Source organism: uncultured Nocardioides sp., from assembly GCF_947489365.1.
Classification (GTDB): Bacteria; Actinomycetota; Actinomycetes; order Propionibacteriales; family Nocardioidaceae; genus Nocardioides.
On sequence record NZ_CANLDB010000001.1, the window covers coordinates 808,600 to 824,789 of the forward strand.

At 73.2% G+C, this 16,190-nt stretch carries 14 protein-coding genes; 11 read left to right on the plus strand and 3 right to left on the minus strand.

Annotated features, from left to right (window positions below; genetic code table 11):
• The first annotated feature begins 444 nt into the window (after positions 1-444).
• Together Q0858_RS03865 and Q0858_RS03870 are read left to right on the plus strand one after the other, a co-directional pair.
• Positions 445-2,313 carry a calcineurin-like phosphoesterase family protein gene (locus Q0858_RS03865; protein ID WP_299051287.1) on the plus strand — a complete coding sequence of 623 codons (1,869 nt, stop codon included), beginning with the start codon at positions 445-447 and terminating at the stop codon, positions 2,311-2,313.
• 121 nt (positions 2,314-2,434) lie between these two features.
• On the plus strand, positions 2,435-3,613 hold the full coding sequence (locus Q0858_RS03870; RefSeq protein ID WP_299051289.1) for a YibE/F family protein: 1,179 nt from the start codon (positions 2,435-2,437) through the stop codon (positions 3,611-3,613).
• On the opposite strand, the gene Q0858_RS03875 is transcribed toward Q0858_RS03870, so the two are convergent.
• Positions 3,595-4,485 (minus strand): alpha/beta fold hydrolase, encoded by an 891-nt coding sequence (locus Q0858_RS03875; RefSeq protein ID WP_299051290.1) that lies wholly within the window; start codon positions 4,483-4,485, stop codon positions 3,595-3,597. The genes Q0858_RS03870 and Q0858_RS03875 overlap by 19 nt on opposite strands.
• Positions 4,486-4,585: 100 nt before the next feature.
• On the opposite strand from Q0858_RS03875, the gene boxB reads away from it, so the two are divergent.
• Both boxB and Q0858_RS03885 read left to right on the plus strand, forming a co-directional pair.
• Positions 4,586-6,070, plus strand: coding sequence for a benzoyl-CoA 2,3-epoxidase subunit BoxB (boxB, locus tag Q0858_RS03880; protein WP_299051291.1), 1,485 nt, complete (start codon positions 4,586-4,588; stop codon positions 6,068-6,070).
• A gap of 1 nt (position 6,071) precedes the next feature.
• Positions 6,072-6,644 (plus strand): GNAT family N-acetyltransferase, encoded by a 573-nt coding sequence (locus Q0858_RS03885; protein WP_299051293.1) that lies wholly within the window; start codon positions 6,072-6,074, stop codon positions 6,642-6,644.
• Positions 6,645-6,873: 229 nt separating this feature from the next.
• On the opposite strand, the gene Q0858_RS03890 is transcribed toward Q0858_RS03885, so the two are convergent.
• Entirely contained in the window at positions 6,874-7,728 is an 855-nt protein-coding gene (locus Q0858_RS03890; RefSeq protein WP_299051295.1) for a PaaX family transcriptional regulator C-terminal domain-containing protein, read from the minus strand.
• Between the two features lie 184 nt (positions 7,729-7,912).
• Here Q0858_RS03890 and boxC point away from each other — a divergent pair, with 184 nt between their 5' ends.
• From boxC to paaK, 7 genes are all read left to right on the plus strand, one after another.
• Positions 7,913-9,643: a 2,3-epoxybenzoyl-CoA dihydrolase gene (gene boxC / locus Q0858_RS03895; RefSeq protein WP_299051296.1), complete on the plus strand. Its 1,731-nt coding sequence runs from the start codon at positions 7,913-7,915 to the stop codon at positions 9,641-9,643.
• Positions 9,644-9,646: 3 nt separating this feature from the next.
• The gene (locus Q0858_RS03900) at positions 9,647-11,290 is read left to right on the plus strand and encodes a benzoate-CoA ligase family protein (protein ID WP_299051297.1); all 1,644 of its coding nucleotides are present in this window, start codon (positions 9,647-9,649) and stop codon (positions 11,288-11,290) included.
• Positions 11,287-12,321 (plus strand): NAD(P)/FAD-dependent oxidoreductase, encoded by a 1,035-nt coding sequence (locus tag Q0858_RS03905; protein ID WP_299051298.1) that lies wholly within the window; start codon positions 11,287-11,289, stop codon positions 12,319-12,321. The genes Q0858_RS03900 and Q0858_RS03905 overlap by 4 nt, the downstream gene beginning before the upstream one ends.
• Before the next feature lie 37 nt (positions 12,322-12,358).
• Positions 12,359-12,688 (plus strand): ferredoxin, encoded by a 330-nt coding sequence (gene fdxA / locus Q0858_RS03910; protein WP_299051300.1) that lies wholly within the window; start codon positions 12,359-12,361, stop codon positions 12,686-12,688.
• Positions 12,689-12,690: 2 nt separating this feature from the next.
• Positions 12,691-13,590, plus strand: a complete 900-nt coding sequence (locus Q0858_RS03915; protein WP_299051302.1) for an amidohydrolase family protein — start codon at positions 12,691-12,693, stop codon at positions 13,588-13,590.
• Positions 13,587-14,117 carry a DUF6158 family protein gene (locus Q0858_RS03920; protein WP_299051304.1) on the plus strand — a complete coding sequence of 177 codons (531 nt, stop codon included), beginning with the start codon at positions 13,587-13,589 and terminating at the stop codon, positions 14,115-14,117. Before Q0858_RS03915 ends, Q0858_RS03920 begins: the two co-directional genes overlap by 4 nt.
• A gap of 149 nt (positions 14,118-14,266) precedes the next feature.
• The gene (paaK, locus tag Q0858_RS03925) at positions 14,267-15,577 is read left to right on the plus strand and encodes a phenylacetate--CoA ligase PaaK (protein ID WP_299051306.1); all 1,311 of its coding nucleotides are present in this window, start codon (positions 14,267-14,269) and stop codon (positions 15,575-15,577) included.
• Here the strand turns inward: paaK and Q0858_RS03930 are convergent.
• On the minus strand, positions 15,574-16,152 hold the full coding sequence (locus Q0858_RS03930) for a hypothetical protein (RefSeq protein ID WP_299051308.1): 579 nt from the start codon (positions 16,150-16,152) through the stop codon (positions 15,574-15,576). The two genes, paaK and Q0858_RS03930, sit on opposite strands and share 4 nt — an antisense overlap.
• Between the last annotated feature and the right edge of the window lie 38 nt (positions 16,153-16,190).

Here is a 16,190-nt window from a genome sequence, read left to right on the forward strand (position 1 = left end):
CCCCTCGGGGGGATCTCGTGGCTCGGTCGCTGCGCGACGCTCGCACCTCGATCTCCGGGTGCTGGGTGATCGAGCAGGGGGAGCCCTGGCGACGCTCGCGCCTCGACCTCCGGGTGACTCGGCGGAGGTCGAGGTGCTCCGAGCTCTGGCGAGGAGCCACGAGACCCGGTGGCGATCCCGGGGCCTCTCGCGGGGATCTCGTGGCTCGGTCGCTGCGCGACGCTCGCGCCTCGATCTCCGAGTGCTGAGGTGGTCGAGCAGGGAGGAGCCCTGGCGACGACCGCGTCGGGACCGCCGGTCGTCGAGGTCACCGTCGCGGCGTGATCGACGCGGACTTCACCCGGGGGTCGCGTTCCCGATGGACGCCGTTCGTCCGGTCCCCGCAGGCTGCCCGCGGAGCGCCGGTCACTCGGGACCTGGCGCCACTGACTCGGGAGCCCCCTCTTGTCGACCCCACGCCAGACCTGCCGCCGGACGCCGCGGGTCCTCGTCGCCCTGACCACCCTGGCCGTCGCTGGCCTGCTCGCCCCGGCCGCGGCCGCGGAGCCCCGCGCGGCGGCCGCCCCTGCCGCCGCCGACCGCGACGCGACCTTCCGCGGCGAGGTCCACGTCGTCCGCGGGCAGGACAGGACGCCACGACGGCTCGAGGGCACCGTGTTCGACGACGCCGACCGGGACTCCCGCCAGGACCCCGGGGAGCGCGGCCTGCCGGGGGTGTCGGTGTCGAACGGGCGCCAGGTCGTCACGACCGACCGCCAGGGCCGCTACACGCTGCCCGTGAGCGACAACACGACCGTCTCCGTCGTGCAGCCGCGCGGCTGGCAGGTGCCGGTGGACGACGCGAACATCGCCCAGTTCTTCTACAACCACCTCCCCGCGGGCTCGCCGCCCCTGCGGTACGGCGGCCTCGAGCCGACCGGCGCCCTGCCCGCGGCGGTGAACTTCCCGCTGGTGCGCAGCGCCGCGACCGCCTCGGCCGACCAGCGCTGCGTGATGGCCGCCGACGTGCAGACCTACACGGAGCAGGAGGCGGAGTACGCCCGCGCCGGCACGTTCGGGGACCTCGCCGGACGGACCGACCACCGCGGCTGCGGCGTCCTCATGGTCGGTGACCTGGTCGGCGACGACCTGTCGATCTTCGAGCGCACCCGGGCGCTCACCTCGATGCTGAACGGCCCCGCCCGCGCCCTGCCCGGCAACCACGACCTCGACTACGACTCCCCGAGCGCCGAGCACAACTTCGACACCTACCGCTCGGAGTTCGGCCCGACCCACTACTCCTACGACGTCGGCCGGGCGCACGTCGTCGCGCTGCAGACCGTGGAGTACCCGACCCAGACCCCGCCCGCCATGAGCTCCTACCGAGGCGCGATCGACCCCGAGCAGCTCGCCTGGCTCCGCCGCGACCTCGCACGGGTGCCCGAGGACCGTCTCGTCGTCCTCGCCGGGCACATCCCGCTGCTGGAGACCTACTACAGCCCCAGCCACCAGATCCGCGGCCTCGCAAAGCTCTACCGCCTCCTCGAGGGTCGGACCGTCGTGTCCGTCAGCGGCCACACCCACATGATCGAGAACCTCCGCGAGGGTGACCTCCTGGCGGGGTGGAAGGACGTCCTCGGTGACGACGGGCTGCCGTTCGACCACCTGGTCGCGGGCGCGGTCTCCGGCCACTGGTACGCCGGCCGGATGCTGCCCGAGGGCTACCCCACGGCGATCATGCGCGACGGCGCCCACCCGGGCGTGATGACCCTCGAGCTCGACGGCACCCGCTTCACCGAGTCGTACGACGTCCGCGGCCCCGGTCGCGGTCCGTCGCTGTCGCTGGGCCTCAACACCCCGGCGTACCGCGACTGGTTCGCCGACAACCAGGCCGCCGCCCGGAGCAACAGCCGGGAGGCCGCCGTGCGTCCCCGCGCCACGGCGACGCGCGGCACCCCGCCGCCTGCCCGGGTCGTCACCCGACGGGACCTCCGCGGCGGCTCCTGGCTGACCTCGAACGTGTTCCTCGGGACGTCGGCGAGCTCGGTGCGCGTCCGGATGACCGGTCCCGACGGGCGGCCCGGCCGGTGGCAGGACGCCGAGCACACCCAGCCGATGCAGGGCGAGCCGCTGCGCGTGGGCGCGGAGTGGTCCGACCCCACGGCCAACCGGGAGACGATGGTCCACGGCGGCGGTCTCGTCGACCGCACCAGCCACCTGTGGCGTCTCGCGCTTCCCGAGGACCTGGTGTCCGGCCGCCACGTCGCGCAGGTCCGCACCGTCGACCGCCACGGCCGGGCGTCGTCGCGGTCGATGACCTTCCGCGTGCGCTAGCCCGCCGGTCGTCGCACTACCCCTGATCTGACCGCGCGCCTCCCGCCGGATCCGTGGCTCGGTCGTTGCGCGACGCCCGAACCTCGACCTCCGGAGCAGGCACGCCTGGGAGGATGCGCGCATGGGTGGGAACCACGCGCGGACGGCGGCGCCGCAGACGCGACGGATGCGCCGGTGGGCGCTGGCGCTGATCCTCCCGATCGCGGCGCTGACCCTCGTGGCGACGGCGCTGCTGTGGCCGACGGAGGGTGTCGACTCCTCCGACGGGCTGGCCGCGGCGCAGCGCGACGCCCGGGTCACGGCGATCGACGCCCAGCCGTGCGAGGCGTCGCTGCCCGACGACGTCAACGGCTGCGGGACGGCGGGAATCCTGCTCGAGGACTCCGACACCGACGTCGAGGTCGCCCTGCCCAACGGGGCCGGTGCGCCCCGGATCGCGGTCGGGGACGACGTCGTCGTGACCGAGGCGGAGGGGCCGGACGGGCCGACGTACACGATCGTCGACCACCAGCGCGGCACCGGGATGTGGGTGCTGGTGGGGGTCTTCGCCCTGGCGCTGGTCGCCTTCGGGCGACTACGGGGCCTGGCGGCGCTGCTCGGGCTGGCGGTGACGTTCGGGGTGCTGCTGCTGTTCGTGGTGCCGGCGGTCCTCGCCGGCTCGTCGCCGGTGCTGGTGGCGATCGTCGGTGCGGCCCTCATCGTGCTGACGGTCCTCTACCTCACCCACGGGCTGACGCTGGTGACCACGGTCGCCGTGGTCGGCACGCTCGCGAGCCTCGCGCTGACCGGCGTCCTCGCCGTCGTCGCGACCGCCGGGCTGAACCTCACCGGCGTCACCGACGACCTGTCCGGCTCCGTCTTCACCACGTACGGCGTCGACATGGCCGGCCTGCTCGTCGCGGCCATCATCATCGGCTCCGTCGGCGTGCTGGACGACGTCACGGTCACCCAGTCCGCCACCGTCGCCGAGCTCGCCGCGGCGGACCCGACGTCCGGCGTCCGGGGGCTGTACGCCGCCGCCTCCCGCGTCGGCCGCGCCCACATCGCGTCGGTGGTCAACACCATCGTCCTCGCGTACGCCGGGTCGACCCTGCCGCTGCTCCTGCTCATCGTGGCCGACAACTCGTCGTTCACCGGGGTGGTGACGACCCAGCTGGTGGCCCAGGAGATCGCCCGCAGCGCGGTGGCGACCCTCGGTCTCGTCGCTGCGGTCCCGATCACCACGCTGCTCGCGTCGGTGGTGATCCGGCGGGCCCAGCCCGCCGTCGCCCCACCGCCCGCTCATCTTACCGGCACGTGACGGGCCAGGAAGTCCAGGTAGTCGGCCATCGCAGCCTCGAACGCCTCGCCGAGGTAGATCGCGAAGTGCCCCACGGGGTAGGTGCGGACCTCGACCCGCGGCGCCCGCGACACCTGCCGACGGGCGCGCGCGCTCGGCGCGACCGTGTCGGGCTCGCAGAGGGCGACGAACAGCGGGCAGCCGATGCGTGAGGCCCGCCGCCCGGGGGCGTAGCGCAGCACGTCGAGGGCCGAGCGGGCCGTGAGGCGGTTGTCGAAGTCGTCCGCGCCCCGACCGAGCGCCGTCATGCCCGGCAGTGCGTCGTGGGCGGTCATGAAGGCCGTCCGGCCCGGCTCGCCGGCGGCCGGCCGGTAGACAGGTGGTCGTCCCGCGAGGGCACCGGCCCGGTCCCGGAGAGCGACCGCGGTCAGCCGGACACTCGTGAGCGGCGGGACGGCGAGCGCCGAGGCCACGCCGTCGGTGAACGGGCACTGGGCGATCGCCGCGGCCAGCCGGCGGTCCTCGGCGGCCAGCGTGAGGGCGTGCCCACCGCCGAAGCTGGTGCCCCACGCGACGACACGGTCCGGGTCCACGCCCTCCAGCCCCCGCACGTGCGCGATCGCGGCGCGCCAGTCCTCGAGCTGGCGTCGTACGGACAGGAGCTGGCGGGGCTCCCCGCTGCTCGCGCCGAAGTGGCGGTGGTCGAGGACGAGGCAGACGTACCCGGCGGCGCTGAACCGCTCGGCGTACGCCGCCAGCCGCATCTGGCGGGTCCCGCCGAGGCCGTGCGCCAGGACGACCGCGGGGCGCCGACCCCCGTCGTCCGTGCCGGGTCGGTAGAGCCAGGCGGCGCAGGTGCCGTCGCCGCTGCGGAACGAGGTGTCGGAACGCACGGGGAGGATCATCGCGGATCAGAATGTGTGACATCTCTTGGCAAATCCGTCACGAGAGTGTAGAACATATAGGACCTACTTCGCTCACGAGGAGACCGCGATGACGACCGTTGACGACCCGCGCACCGGAGCCGCTCCCGAGCCCACCGGCCCGGTCAGCACCATCGACTACGACGAGCGCATCCCGAACAACGTGAACCTCGCCGGGGACCGCCGGCTGCAGCGCGCCCTCGAGGGCTGGCAGCCGAAGTTCCTGGACTGGTGGAAGACCCTCGGCCCGGCCCTGCCGACCGAGGACGTCTACCTCCGCACCGCCATCGCCGTCGGCCGCGACGGGTGGGCGCACTTCGAGCACGTGCCGATGGAGGAGTACCGCTGGGGCATCTTCCTCGCCGAGCAGAACCCCGACCGCCAGATCGCCTTCGGCAAGCACAAGGGTGAGCCCGCCTGGCAGGAGGTGCCCGGGGAGCACCGCGCCGACCTGATGCGGCTCATCGTCATCCAGGGCGACACCGAGCCGGCCTCGGTCGAGCAGCAGCGGATCCTCGGCAACACCGCGCCGAGCATTTACGACCTGCGCAACCTCTTCCAGGTCAACGTCGAGGAGGGTCGACACCTCTGGGCGATGGTCTACCTCCTGCACGCCTACTTCGGTCGCGAGGGCCGCGACGAGGCCGAGCAGCTGCTCAAGCGCAACTCCGGCGACCTCGACGCCCCGCGCATCCTCGGCGCCTTCAACGAGGAGACCACCGACTGGCTGCAGTTCTTCATGTTCACCTACTTCACCGACCGTGACGGCAAGTACCAGCTCGGCACGCTCAAGGAGTCGGCGTTCGACCCGCTGGCGCGCACGTGCGAGTTCATGCTGAAGGAGGAGGCGCACCACATGTTCGTCGGCACCACCGGCGTGCAGCGCGTGGTGGAGCGCACCGCCGAGGTGATGAAGGCCAAGGGTGGCGAGGCGACCTTCGAGGACGGCGTCATCCCGCTCGACGTCGTCCAGAAGTACCTCAACTTCCAGTTCTCGGTCTCGATGGACCTGTTCGGCTCCGAGCAGTCCACCAACGCCGGCAACTACTACTCCTCGGGCCTCAAGGGCCGCTGGCAGGAGACCCGTCGCAAGGACGACCACGTGCTGCTCGACGACGAGCGCGAGATGAACTACGTCGAGGACGGGCAGATCAGGCAGAAGACCGTCCCGATGCTGAGCGCGCTCAACCTCGACCTCCGCGACGAGTACGTCGCCGACTGCGCGAACGGCGTCCGCCGCTGGAACCAGGAGCTCGAGGACGCCGGGCTCACCGAGCGTCTGTTCCTGCCGCACGAGGGCTTCAACCGCAAGGTGGGCGCGTACGCCAGCCACCACGTGAGCCCCGAGGGCGAGGTCATCGACGACGCGGCCTGGGAGGCCGGTGTCGGCGGCTGGCTGCCCTCCGAGGAGGACCGTCGGGCGGTCGCCGCGCTGATGGTGCCCGTCTACACCTACGGCGAGTTCGCGCCGTGGATCGCACCCCCGAAGACCGGCATCAACGACCAGCCGGTCGAGTTCGACTACGTCCACCTGGCCGAAGAGGGCATGGCCTGAGATGACCGTCGCTCCCGACCCGTCGTCCGTCGCCAGCGACCTGCAGTGGGTCCGCGAGGAGTCCCCGACGTGGGACGCCGACAAGGTCCGCGTGATCGGCGGCGCCCCCGAGGGGGCCTTCGTGCTCCCGTTCTCCGACGGCGAGCAGCTGCCGGGGGACTGGTTCTCGGCCCGCGACGCCGGCGGCGCGGTCGTCGGCTACGGCCGCCTCGACACCACGTGGGGCGGTGACGCGGAGATCCTCCTCGCCGTCGACCCCGGCCACCAGGAGGCCGGCGTCGGCTCGTTCGTCCTCGAGCGCCTCGAGGCGGAGGCCGCCGCCCGCGACATCAACTACATCCACAACCGCATCCGCGACCACGCCCAGAGGGACGTCGTCCACGACTGGCTGGTCGTCCGCGGGTTCCGCGGTCCGGTGGACGGCGACCTGCGCAAGCGGGTCGGCGCCGGCGGCCGGCGTCCGCGGCCGGAGGCGCGTCCCGCGTCGTCCGCGGCCTCGGGCACCCCGGACGGGCGTGGACCGGGCCACGAGGAGCAGGGCGGCTACGTGGACGTGGAGGAGCACCAGTACTGAACCCTCGCCCGGAGATCGAGGTGCGAGTGTCGCGCAGCGACCGAGCCACGAGATCCGGTGAGGGGTCCTGCGGTCGTCTCGCGGGATCTCGTGGCTCGGCCGTGGCCGGCCTCGCACCTCGATCTCCGGTGGTGCGGCCGGCCTCGCACCTCGATCTCCGGTCTCGCGGCCGTGCTTGCACCTCGATCTCCGGTGGTGCGGCCGGCCTCGCACCTCGATCTCCGGTGGGCTAGATCCGGTCGGAGGCCTCGGCCTGCAGGCGGGCCCAGACTTCCTGGGCGCCGGCGTGCCACGCGGCGTGGCGGGCGTGGAAGACATCGGCGGCGGCGCGGCCCGGCCAGTCGTCGTCCAGCAGCTCACGGGGCAGGTCGGGGTCGAGGAACGGGAAGCGGCGCCACTCCTGCACGAGCTCGACCTGCGCGGTGAAGGCCTCATCGGCGGAGTCGGCCCGCCGGTCGCTGAAGGTCGCCAGGAAGACCCGGTAGCGCTCGGCGAGACCGGCGAGGTCCCAGGCGGCGTCCACCAGCAGCGACTCGTTGCCGATGCCCGCGGTCGGGCCGACCCAGGCGACGCTCTGGTCGCCCAGCCCGAGCTCGGTGATCACCTCGTCGACCTCGGCCACCTTCTCGGCGTCGGGGGAGACCCACAGGCCCGAGTACGGCGACCCCATGCCGAGCCACGTCAGCCGCGTGCGCAGCCGGTGGCGCAGGCGCCGCTGGCTCTCGGGGATCGACACGGTCAGCACGAGCCACCGCGAGTCCCACACGTGCGAGGACCGCAGGAAGCCGTAGATGCGCGTGGTGCCCTCGGCCAGCAGCTCGGCGCCGCGCGGCGTCAGCGACCACGCCGTACGACGGCCGTGCCGCTCGGAGGCGAGCAGGTCCTCGGCGCTGGTCCGGGCCAGCGCCTGGCGAGCGGCGCGCTGCTCGACCCCGAGGCGGGAGAGGGCGTCCAGGACGGTGGCGGTCCACACCGGCTCGGAGCGGGGGAGCGCGAACTCGCCGAGGATCGTCAGCAGCAGGGAGCGCGCGGACGCCGACCCGACCTCGCGGCGCCGCGTGAGGGCGCTCGGGCTCTCGCTCACGGGGCCTCCTCTCGCGGTGCACCGGCCGGCGTGATCGTCAGACAGGGTCGCACGGAGCACCCTGCCACAATTCGTTCCACACGCACTTGACGGCTTACCAACTTTCCGTAGAGTGTTTCACCTCACGCCGGAGGCCCGCGCAGGCGAGCGGTGCCGTGCCGGGTCCTGACCGAGAGGTGCCCACATGACTGCCGTCCAGCACGACGAGCCGGAGACGCAGACGGCCGACGCCGGCCCGGACGCCGGGGCCGTCGCCCCGCCGGTCGTCGACTTCGACACCCACCCGGACCGCTACAAGCACTGGCGCCTGGACGTCGACGGCGAGGTCGCGACCCTCACGCTCACGGTCGCCGAGGACGGCGGCCTGGTGCCCGGCTACGAGCTGAAGATGAACTCCTACGACCTGGGCGTCGACATCGAGCTGCACGACGCCGTCCAGCGGCTGCGCTTCGAGCACCCGGGCGTCAAGGCCGTGGTCGTGACCGGGGGCCTGGACCGCATGTTCTGCGCGGGCGCCAACATCCGGATGCTCGCCCAGTCCAGCCACGCCTGGAAGGTGAACTTCTGCAAGTTCACCAACGAGACCCGCAACGGCATCGAGGACGCCACCGAGCACAGCGGTCAGACGTACGTCGCCGCGCTCAACGGCACCGCGGCCGGCGGCGGCTACGAGCTCGCCCTGGCCTGCGACGACATCGTCCTCATCGACGACGGCAGCTCGACCGTCTCGCTCCCCGAGGTGCCGCTGCTCGGCGTGCTGCCCGGCACCGGCGGCCTGACCCGGGTCGTCGACAAGCGTCTGGTCCGCAAGGACCGCGCCGACCTGTTCGCCACCAAGTCCGAGGGCTACCGCGGGGAGACCGCCGTCCGGTGGGGTTTCGTCGACGCCACCTTCCCGAAGCGGGAGTGGGACGAGAAGCTCGCCGCCCGCGCCGCCGACGCGGCGTCCCGCTCGAGCCGGCCGGGTGGTGAGGGCGTCGAGCTGACCCCCCTCGACCGCACCGAGGACGGCGACACCCTCACCTACCCGTACGTCCGCGCCGAGATCGCCCGCGACGCCCGTCGGGTCGACCTCACGATCGAGGGCCCGACCGACGCCCCGCCCGCCGACGAGGCCGCCGTCCTCGCCGCCGGCGTCGACTACTGGCCGTTCGCCGTCGCCCGTGCGCTCGACGACCTCGTCCTGCGGCTGCGGACCAACGAGCAGGACCTCGGCACGTGGACCTTCCGCACCGCCGGCGACCCCGCCGCCGTCCTCGCGTACGACGAGCAGCTGCGCGAGCTCGCCGACGACTGGTTCGTCAACGAGGTCACCCAGTTCCTCAAGCGCCTGCTCAAGCGCCTCGACGTCACCAGCCGCAGCCTCATCGGCATCGTCGAGCCGGGCAGCTGCTACGCCGGGTTCCTCGCCGAGGTGCTGCTGGCGTGCGACCGCCAGTACATGCTCGAGGGCGTCTACGAGGACGTCGACCCCGACGCCGACCCGGCGACGGTCACCCTCACGGCCGCCAACGACGGTCCGTTCCCGATGTCGAACGGGCTGACCCGGCTCGCCAGCCGCTTCTGGGGCCACGACGACGACCTCGAGGCGGCCCGCGCCACCTTCGGCACCGCGCTCGACGCGACCGCGGCCGACGAGGCGGGTCTCGTCACGCTGGCCATGGACGACATCGACTTCGAGGAGGAGCTGAGGATCGTCCTGGAGGAGCGCGCGTCGCTGTCGCCGGACGCCCTGACCGGCATGGAGGCGAACCACCGGTTCGTCGGCCCCGAGACGATGGAGACCAAGGTGTTCGGCCGGCTCACCGCCTGGCAGAACTGGATCTTCAACCGTCCCAACGCGTCCGGGCCGGAGGGAGCGCTGCGGCGCTACGGCAGCGGGCAGCGCGGCAGCTACGACTACAAGCGGGTCTGAGCCGTGGCCGCCCCCGCCTCCGACCGGAGCGGCTCCAACGCCGCGCAGTACCTCCTGCACCGCCACCTCGACGAGGGGCGGGGCGACCACCCCGCCGTCCGCGGACCCGGCGGCGAGACGTCGTACGCCGAGCTCTCCGACCTGGTCCGCGACGTCGCGGCGGCGTACCGGGCGATGGGCCTGCGCCGCGACGACCGGGTGCTGTTCGTGGCCGCGGACGACGTCCCGCTGCTCGCGGGACTGCTGGCCGCCTTCCACGCCGGGGTCGTCGCCGTCCCCGTCTCGACGATGCTCACCGCGAAGGAGCTCGGCGGGATCATGGCCGACTCCGGCGCCCGGATGGTCGTCGTGAGCGAGGACTTCGCCGGCACCGTCGCCGAGGCCCTCGCCGCGGCGCCCGAGGTCGAGATGGTCACCACGATCGGCGCGCCCGGCGCGTTCGCCACCGACCACGGCACCCACGTCGTCCGGGACTTCGACGCGGTCGTCGCCCTGGGCCGGGAGGCCCGCGCGGACGACGACGCGGCCGGGGACGTCGCCGCGACCAGCCAGGACGGCTGGGCGCTGTGGCTCTACACCTCGGGCACGACCGGCCAGCCGAAGGCGGCCATGCACCGCCACGCGAACATCCGCCACGTCTGCGAGACCTACGGCACCCAGGTCCTCGGGATCACCCCCGACGACGTCACCTTCTCGGTGGCCAAGCTGTTCTTCGCCTACGGCATCGGCAACTCGCTGTTCTTCCCCTTCTCCGTCGGCGCCACCACGGTGCTCGAGCCCCGCCGGCCCAGCCCCGCCGTGGTGGGGGAGCGACTCGCGGCCGACCGGCCCACGCTGTTCTTCGGCGTCCCGACCTTCTACGCGGCCCTCGTCGCCAGCGACCTCCCGGACGACGCGTTCGCCTCGGTCCGCTGGTGCGCCAGCGCGGGGGAGGCGCTGCCGGCGCCGCTGCAGCAGCGGTTCTCCGACCGCTTCGGGGTCCAGATCCTCGACGGCATCGGGTCCACCGAGGCGCTGCACATCTTCCTGTCCAACCGCCCCGGCGACATCCGGCCCGGCACCACCGGCCGGGCCGTCCCGGGCTACGAGGTCGAGGTCCGCGACGAGGACGGCAAGCGGGCGCCCGTCGGTCAGCCCGGCGCGCTGTACGTCCGGGGCGAGTCCATCGCGCTCGGTTACTGGCGGCGCACCGACGCCACCCGCCAGGTCTTCCAGGGCTCCTGGCTGAGCACCGGCGACACCTACGTCCAGGACGACGAGGGCTACTTCCGCTGCCTGGGCCGCAACACCGACATGCTCAAGGCCGGCGGGATCTGGGTGTCCCCGGCGGAGGTCGAGAGCCGTCTGCTGGAGCACCCCGCGGTGCAGGAGGCCGCCGTGGTCGGTCTCGCCGACGCCGACGGTCTCGACAAGCCCGTCGCCGTCGTGGTGGCGGACCGGACGAAGGCCAGCGCGGAGGACCTCGTCGCCTGGTGCCGCGACGGCCTCGCGCACTTCAAGGCGCCCCGTCAGGTCGTGCACGTCGACGAGCTGCCCAAGACCGCGACCGGCAAGCTGCAGCGCTTCAAGGTGCGGGCCTTCCTCGTCGCCGCCGACGAGCCCGAGGTCGTCGAGCCGACCCCCTCCGAGCCGGCGGTGGCGACGTGAGCACGAGCAGCACGCGCCACGAGGTCGACGTCCTCATCGTCGGCGCCGGACCCGTCGGGCTGTACGGCGCCTACTACGCCGGCGTCCGCGGACTCTCCGTCGCGGTCGTCGACTCGCTGAGCCAGGTCGGCGGCCAGGTCACCGCGATGTACCCCGAGAAGGAGATCTACGACATCGCCGCGCTGCCGGTCGTGACCGGCCGCGACCTCATCGCGGGCCTGCGCACGCAGGCCGACCAGTACGACCCGACGTACCTGCTGGGCCAGGAGGCGCAGGAGCTGTCCCGCCGTACCGACGACGCCGGGCGGGAGCGGCTCGTCGTCCGCACCAGCGCCGGCGTCGAGGTCGACTGCGGTGCCGTCGTCGTCACCGGTGGCATCGGCACCTTCACCCCGCGCCCGCTCCCGGCGGGGGAGGACTTCCTCGGCCGGGGCCTCGAGTACTTCGTGCCGTCGAAGGACGCGTACGTCGGCCGCGACGTCGTGGTCGTCGGTGGCGGTGACAGCGCGATCGACTGGTGCCTGATGCTCGAGCCGGTCGCCTCGTCGGTCACCCTCGTGCACCGCCGGGCCGCCTTCCGCGCCCACGCGGCGAGCCTGGAGCAGGTGCGCGCCTCGACGGTGCGGATCGTCACCGACGCCCAGGTCGTCGCGCTCGACGGCGACCTCGCCGACGGCGGGATCGAGTCGGCGACGATCCAGATCAGGGGCGCCGATCCCGAGACCGTCCCCTGCCAGCAGGTGGTCGCGGCGCTCGGGTTCACCGCGAACCTGGGTCCGCTGCGCGAGTGGGGCGTCGAGCTGCACGACAACCGGCACCTCGTCGTCGACACCACCATGGCGACCGCCGTCCCCGGTGTGTACGCCGCCGGTGACATCACCGACTACACCGGCAAGGTGCGCCTCATCTCGGTCGGGTTCGGCGAGGTCGCCACCGCGGTCAACAACGCCGCCGTCCACCTCGACCCCGACGCGCAGCTCTTCCCCGGTCACTCGACCGACCTGCCCCACACTGTCCCCGTCCCCGCCTGATCCAGCCCGCCACTCCGAGACGTCAGGAGCGACCTGCATGCCGTACGTGATCGCCAGCCCGTGCATCGACACGATGGACAGGAGCTGCGTCGAGGAGTGCCCCGTCGACTGCATCTACGAGGGGGAGCGGAAGCTCTACATCAACCCCAAGGAGTGCATCGACTGCGGCGCCTGCGAGCCGGTCTGCCCGGTGGAGGCGATCAGCCAGGACCGTCGGGTGGCGGACGGCGACGAGGCCCACGTCGAGGACAACCGGGCCTTCTTCACCGAGGTCCTGGACGGCCGCGACGAGCCCCTCGGCGCGCCCGGCGGCGCCCACAAGACCGGCGAGATCGGCGTGGACACCCCGCTCGTCGCCGGTCTGTAACCGTGCTCGACGGCCACGTCCTGGTCGACGCGCACGTCCACGTGCCCGTCCTGACCTCGCTCGCCCCCGCGTGGATCCAGTGGGCCCGTGACTTCGGCCCGGAGGGGATCCTCGACCGGGTCTGGGACGCCGAGGGCCGCCCCCGGCCCGCGGTCCTCGCCGAGCTCTTCGCCGAGCAGGGCGTCGACACGGCGCTGCTGTTCTGCGAGTACAGCCCCCGCGCGACCGGCTACCAGCGCTTCGACGACCTGCTGCCGCTCGTCGAGCACGACCCGCAGCGGTTCCGCCCCGTCGCGAACGTCAACCCGCACCTGCACTTCCCGATCGCCGCCGAGGTGCGCCGCCAGCTCGACCTCGGCGCGGCGGCCCTGAAGCTGCACCCCGTCCACGGCGGCTTCCGGTGCGACGACGCGCAGCTCTACCCGGCGTACGCCGTGCTGGAGGAGCGCGGCGTCCCGCTCGTCGTCCACTGCGGCACGAGCAGCTTCCCCGGCTCACGCAACGAGCTCGCCGACCCGGAGTTCCTGCTGCCGGTCGCCCGCGACTTCCCCGGCCTGGACGTCGTCCTCGCGCACGGCGGGCGCGGCTGGTGGTACGACGCCGCCGCGTTCATGGCGCTGAGCCACCCGAACGTGTGGATCGAGCTGTCCGGGCTCCCTCCCAAGCGGCTGCCGGAGTACTACGCCCGCTACGACCTGCGCCGCCTCGCCCGCCGCTGGATCTTCGCGACCGACTGGCCCGGGGTCCCCGGCACGGCCGCGAACGCCCGCGCGGTCGTCGGCCTCGGGCTGGACGACGAGCTGGCCGGGCTCGTGCTGGGCGGCAACGCCCGCGCCGTGTACGCCGGTCTCGACCACCTGGAGCACCTCGCCCCGCCCCCTCCCGGAGGAGAACCCGCATGACGACCCCGTCCTACCTCGGCCGCCCGGCCGGCGAGCTCACCGACGACGAGCTGGAGCAGCAGGGCCGCAACGCCCACGAGACCCGCAACTGGGTCTTCCTGCACGGCACCGCCGAGCAGTTCGCGACCCACACGGCGCGGATGCTCGAGCTGGAGCAGGAGTACCTGCGACGCCACCCCAAGCGCACCTGGCAGGGCTCCGGCGGCGCCGCGACCGAGGAGTCGCAGCTCGTCGTCCTCCGCAAGGCGCTGCGCGGCATCCTCGTGCAGCTCGAGGCGCTCCTGGAGCCCGCCGCGACCGAGGTCGACGAGGTCCCGGCAGGGGAGGACCCCACCACGCTGCTGCTGCGCCAGGTCGGCGCTGCGCCCGGTGGGCGGATGAACAAGCTCGAGGTGCACCAGCTCGCCCGCGAGGTCGGCCTCGAGCGCGCCGCCCTCGCCCGGCTCTACACCGGCGACGCCCCGCTGCTCGCGACCGACAAGGGCGACCGCGTCCTCACCGACGCCGGCCGCGCCCACCTGGGCTGACCTCCCGGCGGCTCACGGGATCTCGTGGCTCGGTCGCTGCGCGACGCTCGCACCTCGATCTCCGACGCGGCGGGCGAGCCGTAGCCGCGGGCGCCGTCCCTCGCTAGCATTACCGACCGATCGGTCAGTCACTCTGCAGAGGAGCGTCCATGGACGACCTGAGCCCCCGCCCCGACGAGCTCGACCCGATCGAGCGGGCGTCGACCGACGAGCTGCGGGCGCTGCAGACCGAGCGGCTGCGGTGGACGGTGCGCCACGCGTACGAGAACGTCCCGCACTACCGGGCGGCGTTCGAGGCCGCGGGCGCCCATCCGGACGACGTCCGGGAGCTGTCCGACCTCGCGAGGCTGCCGTTCACGACGAAGGCGGACCTGCGGGAGAACTACCCGTTCGGCATGTTCGCCGTGCCTCGCGAGCGGGTCGCCCGGGTCCACGCCTCCTCCGGGACGACGGGCCGCCCGACCGTCGTCGGCTACACGGTGGACGACCTCGACGTCTGGTCGGACGTCGTCGCGCGCAGCATCCGCGCCGCCGGCGGGCGGGCGGGCCACGTCGTCCACGTGGCGTACGGCTACGGACTGTTCACCGGCGGCCTCGGCGCCCACTACGGGGCCGAGCGCCTCGGCTGCACCGTCGTCCCGGTCTCGGGCGGCATGACCGAGCGCCAGGTGCAGCTCATCGGCGACTTCGCGCCCGACGTGATCATGGTGACGCCGTCGTACATGCTGGCGATCGTCGAGGAGATGGAGCGCCAGGGCATCGACCCCCGCACCACCTCGCTGAAGGTCGGCATCTTCGGCGCCGAGCCGTGGACCGACGACATGCGGCACGAGCTCGAGCAGCGCCTCGACATGCACGCCGTCGACATCTACGGGCTGTCCGAGGTGATGGGGCCGGGCGTCGCCAGCGAGTGCGTCGAGACGAAGGACGGCCCCACGATCTGGGAGGACCACTTCTACCCCGAGGTCATCGACCCGATCACCGGCGACGTCCTGCCGGACGGTGAGGAGGGTGAGCTCGTCTTCACCTCGCTGACCAAGCAGGCGATGCCGGTGATCCGCTACCGCACCCGGGACCTGACGAGGCTGCTGCCCGGCACCGCGCGCACGATGCGGCGGATGGGCAAGATCACCGGCCGCACCGACGACATGATCATCCTGCGCGGGGTGAACCTCTTCCCGACCCAGATCGAGGAGCTGATCCTCCGCGACCTGCCCGCGCTGTCGCCGCACTTCCAGTGCCGCCTGTCCCGCCCCGGCACGCTCGACGAGCTCACCGTCGTGGTCGAGCGCCGCGAGGGCGTCGGCCCGGAGTCCGCCGAGGACGCCGGCCGCACCCTGCGCGAGCGCATCAAGGCCGTCATCGGCGTCACCGTCGCCGTGGACGTCGTCGGCCCCGGCGGGGTCGAGCGGTCGGTCGGCAAGATGCGGCGGATCGTCGACGAGCGCCCGAAGCGCTAGTCCCGTCCCGGCCGACGGAGGACCAGCGAGCCGAACAGCACGACCAGCGCGACGTTGACGGGCACCGCGACCACGGCGACGTCCCCGATGTGGGCGACCGGCCAGGCGACCACGGCCAGGACCAGCAGGACCGGTTCCCAGCGTCGGCCCAGGCGCCACAGGGCCACCGCCACCAGCGCGAGCGAGAGTGGGAAGAACAGCCCGAGCGGCTTGATGAGGTTCGCCGCCCCGGCCTGGTCGACCAGGGCCACGTCGCCGAGCGAGGCGTGGATGGCCTCGAACCCGTAGGCGACGTTGCCGGCCATCCCGGCCAGAGCCGTCACCAGCAGGGCGGCGGCCAGGCGGGTGCCGGGCAGCCAGGCGGCGACCCGCAGGACGACGGCGGCGTAGGCGATCGCTCCGAGCACGTGGACGACGCCGGCGGTGGGGGAGTCCCACCCCCGCAGCGCGTAGGTGGTGTCGGCGGCGAGCGACAGGACCGGCCCGACCACGAGTGCGGCGGTCAGCACGGTGCGGGTCGGGTCGGCCGCTGAGCGGTCGGGGGCGGTGTGGACGTCAGGCGCTGTCTGGGTCATGCCCCGACCGTCGTCCGCGGGGGCCCGGACGCGGTACG

Excerpts from the sequence above, each read along its gene's own strand:
- fdxA (WP_299051300.1), top strand. The coding sequence starts at position 12,359 with ATGCCGTACGTGATCGCCAGCCCGTGCATCGACACGATGGACAGGAGC.
- paaK (WP_299051306.1), top strand. The coding sequence starts at position 14,267 with ATGGACGACCTGAGCCCCCGCCCCGACGAGCTCGACCCGATCGAGCGG.
- Q0858_RS03930 (WP_299051308.1), bottom strand. The coding sequence starts at position 16,152 with ATGACCCAGACAGCGCCTGACGTCCACACCGCCCCCGACCGCTCAGCG.
- boxC (WP_299051296.1), top strand. The coding sequence starts at position 7,913 with ATGACTGCCGTCCAGCACGACGAGCCGGAGACGCAGACGGCCGACGCC.
- Q0858_RS03885 (WP_299051293.1), top strand. The coding sequence starts at position 6,072 with ATGACCGTCGCTCCCGACCCGTCGTCCGTCGCCAGCGACCTGCAGTGG.
- Q0858_RS03920 (WP_299051304.1), top strand. The coding sequence starts at position 13,587 with ATGACGACCCCGTCCTACCTCGGCCGCCCGGCCGGCGAGCTCACCGAC.
- Q0858_RS03870 (WP_299051289.1), top strand. The coding sequence starts at position 2,435 with ATGGGTGGGAACCACGCGCGGACGGCGGCGCCGCAGACGCGACGGATG.
- boxB (WP_299051291.1), top strand. The coding sequence starts at position 4,586 with ATGACGACCGTTGACGACCCGCGCACCGGAGCCGCTCCCGAGCCCACC.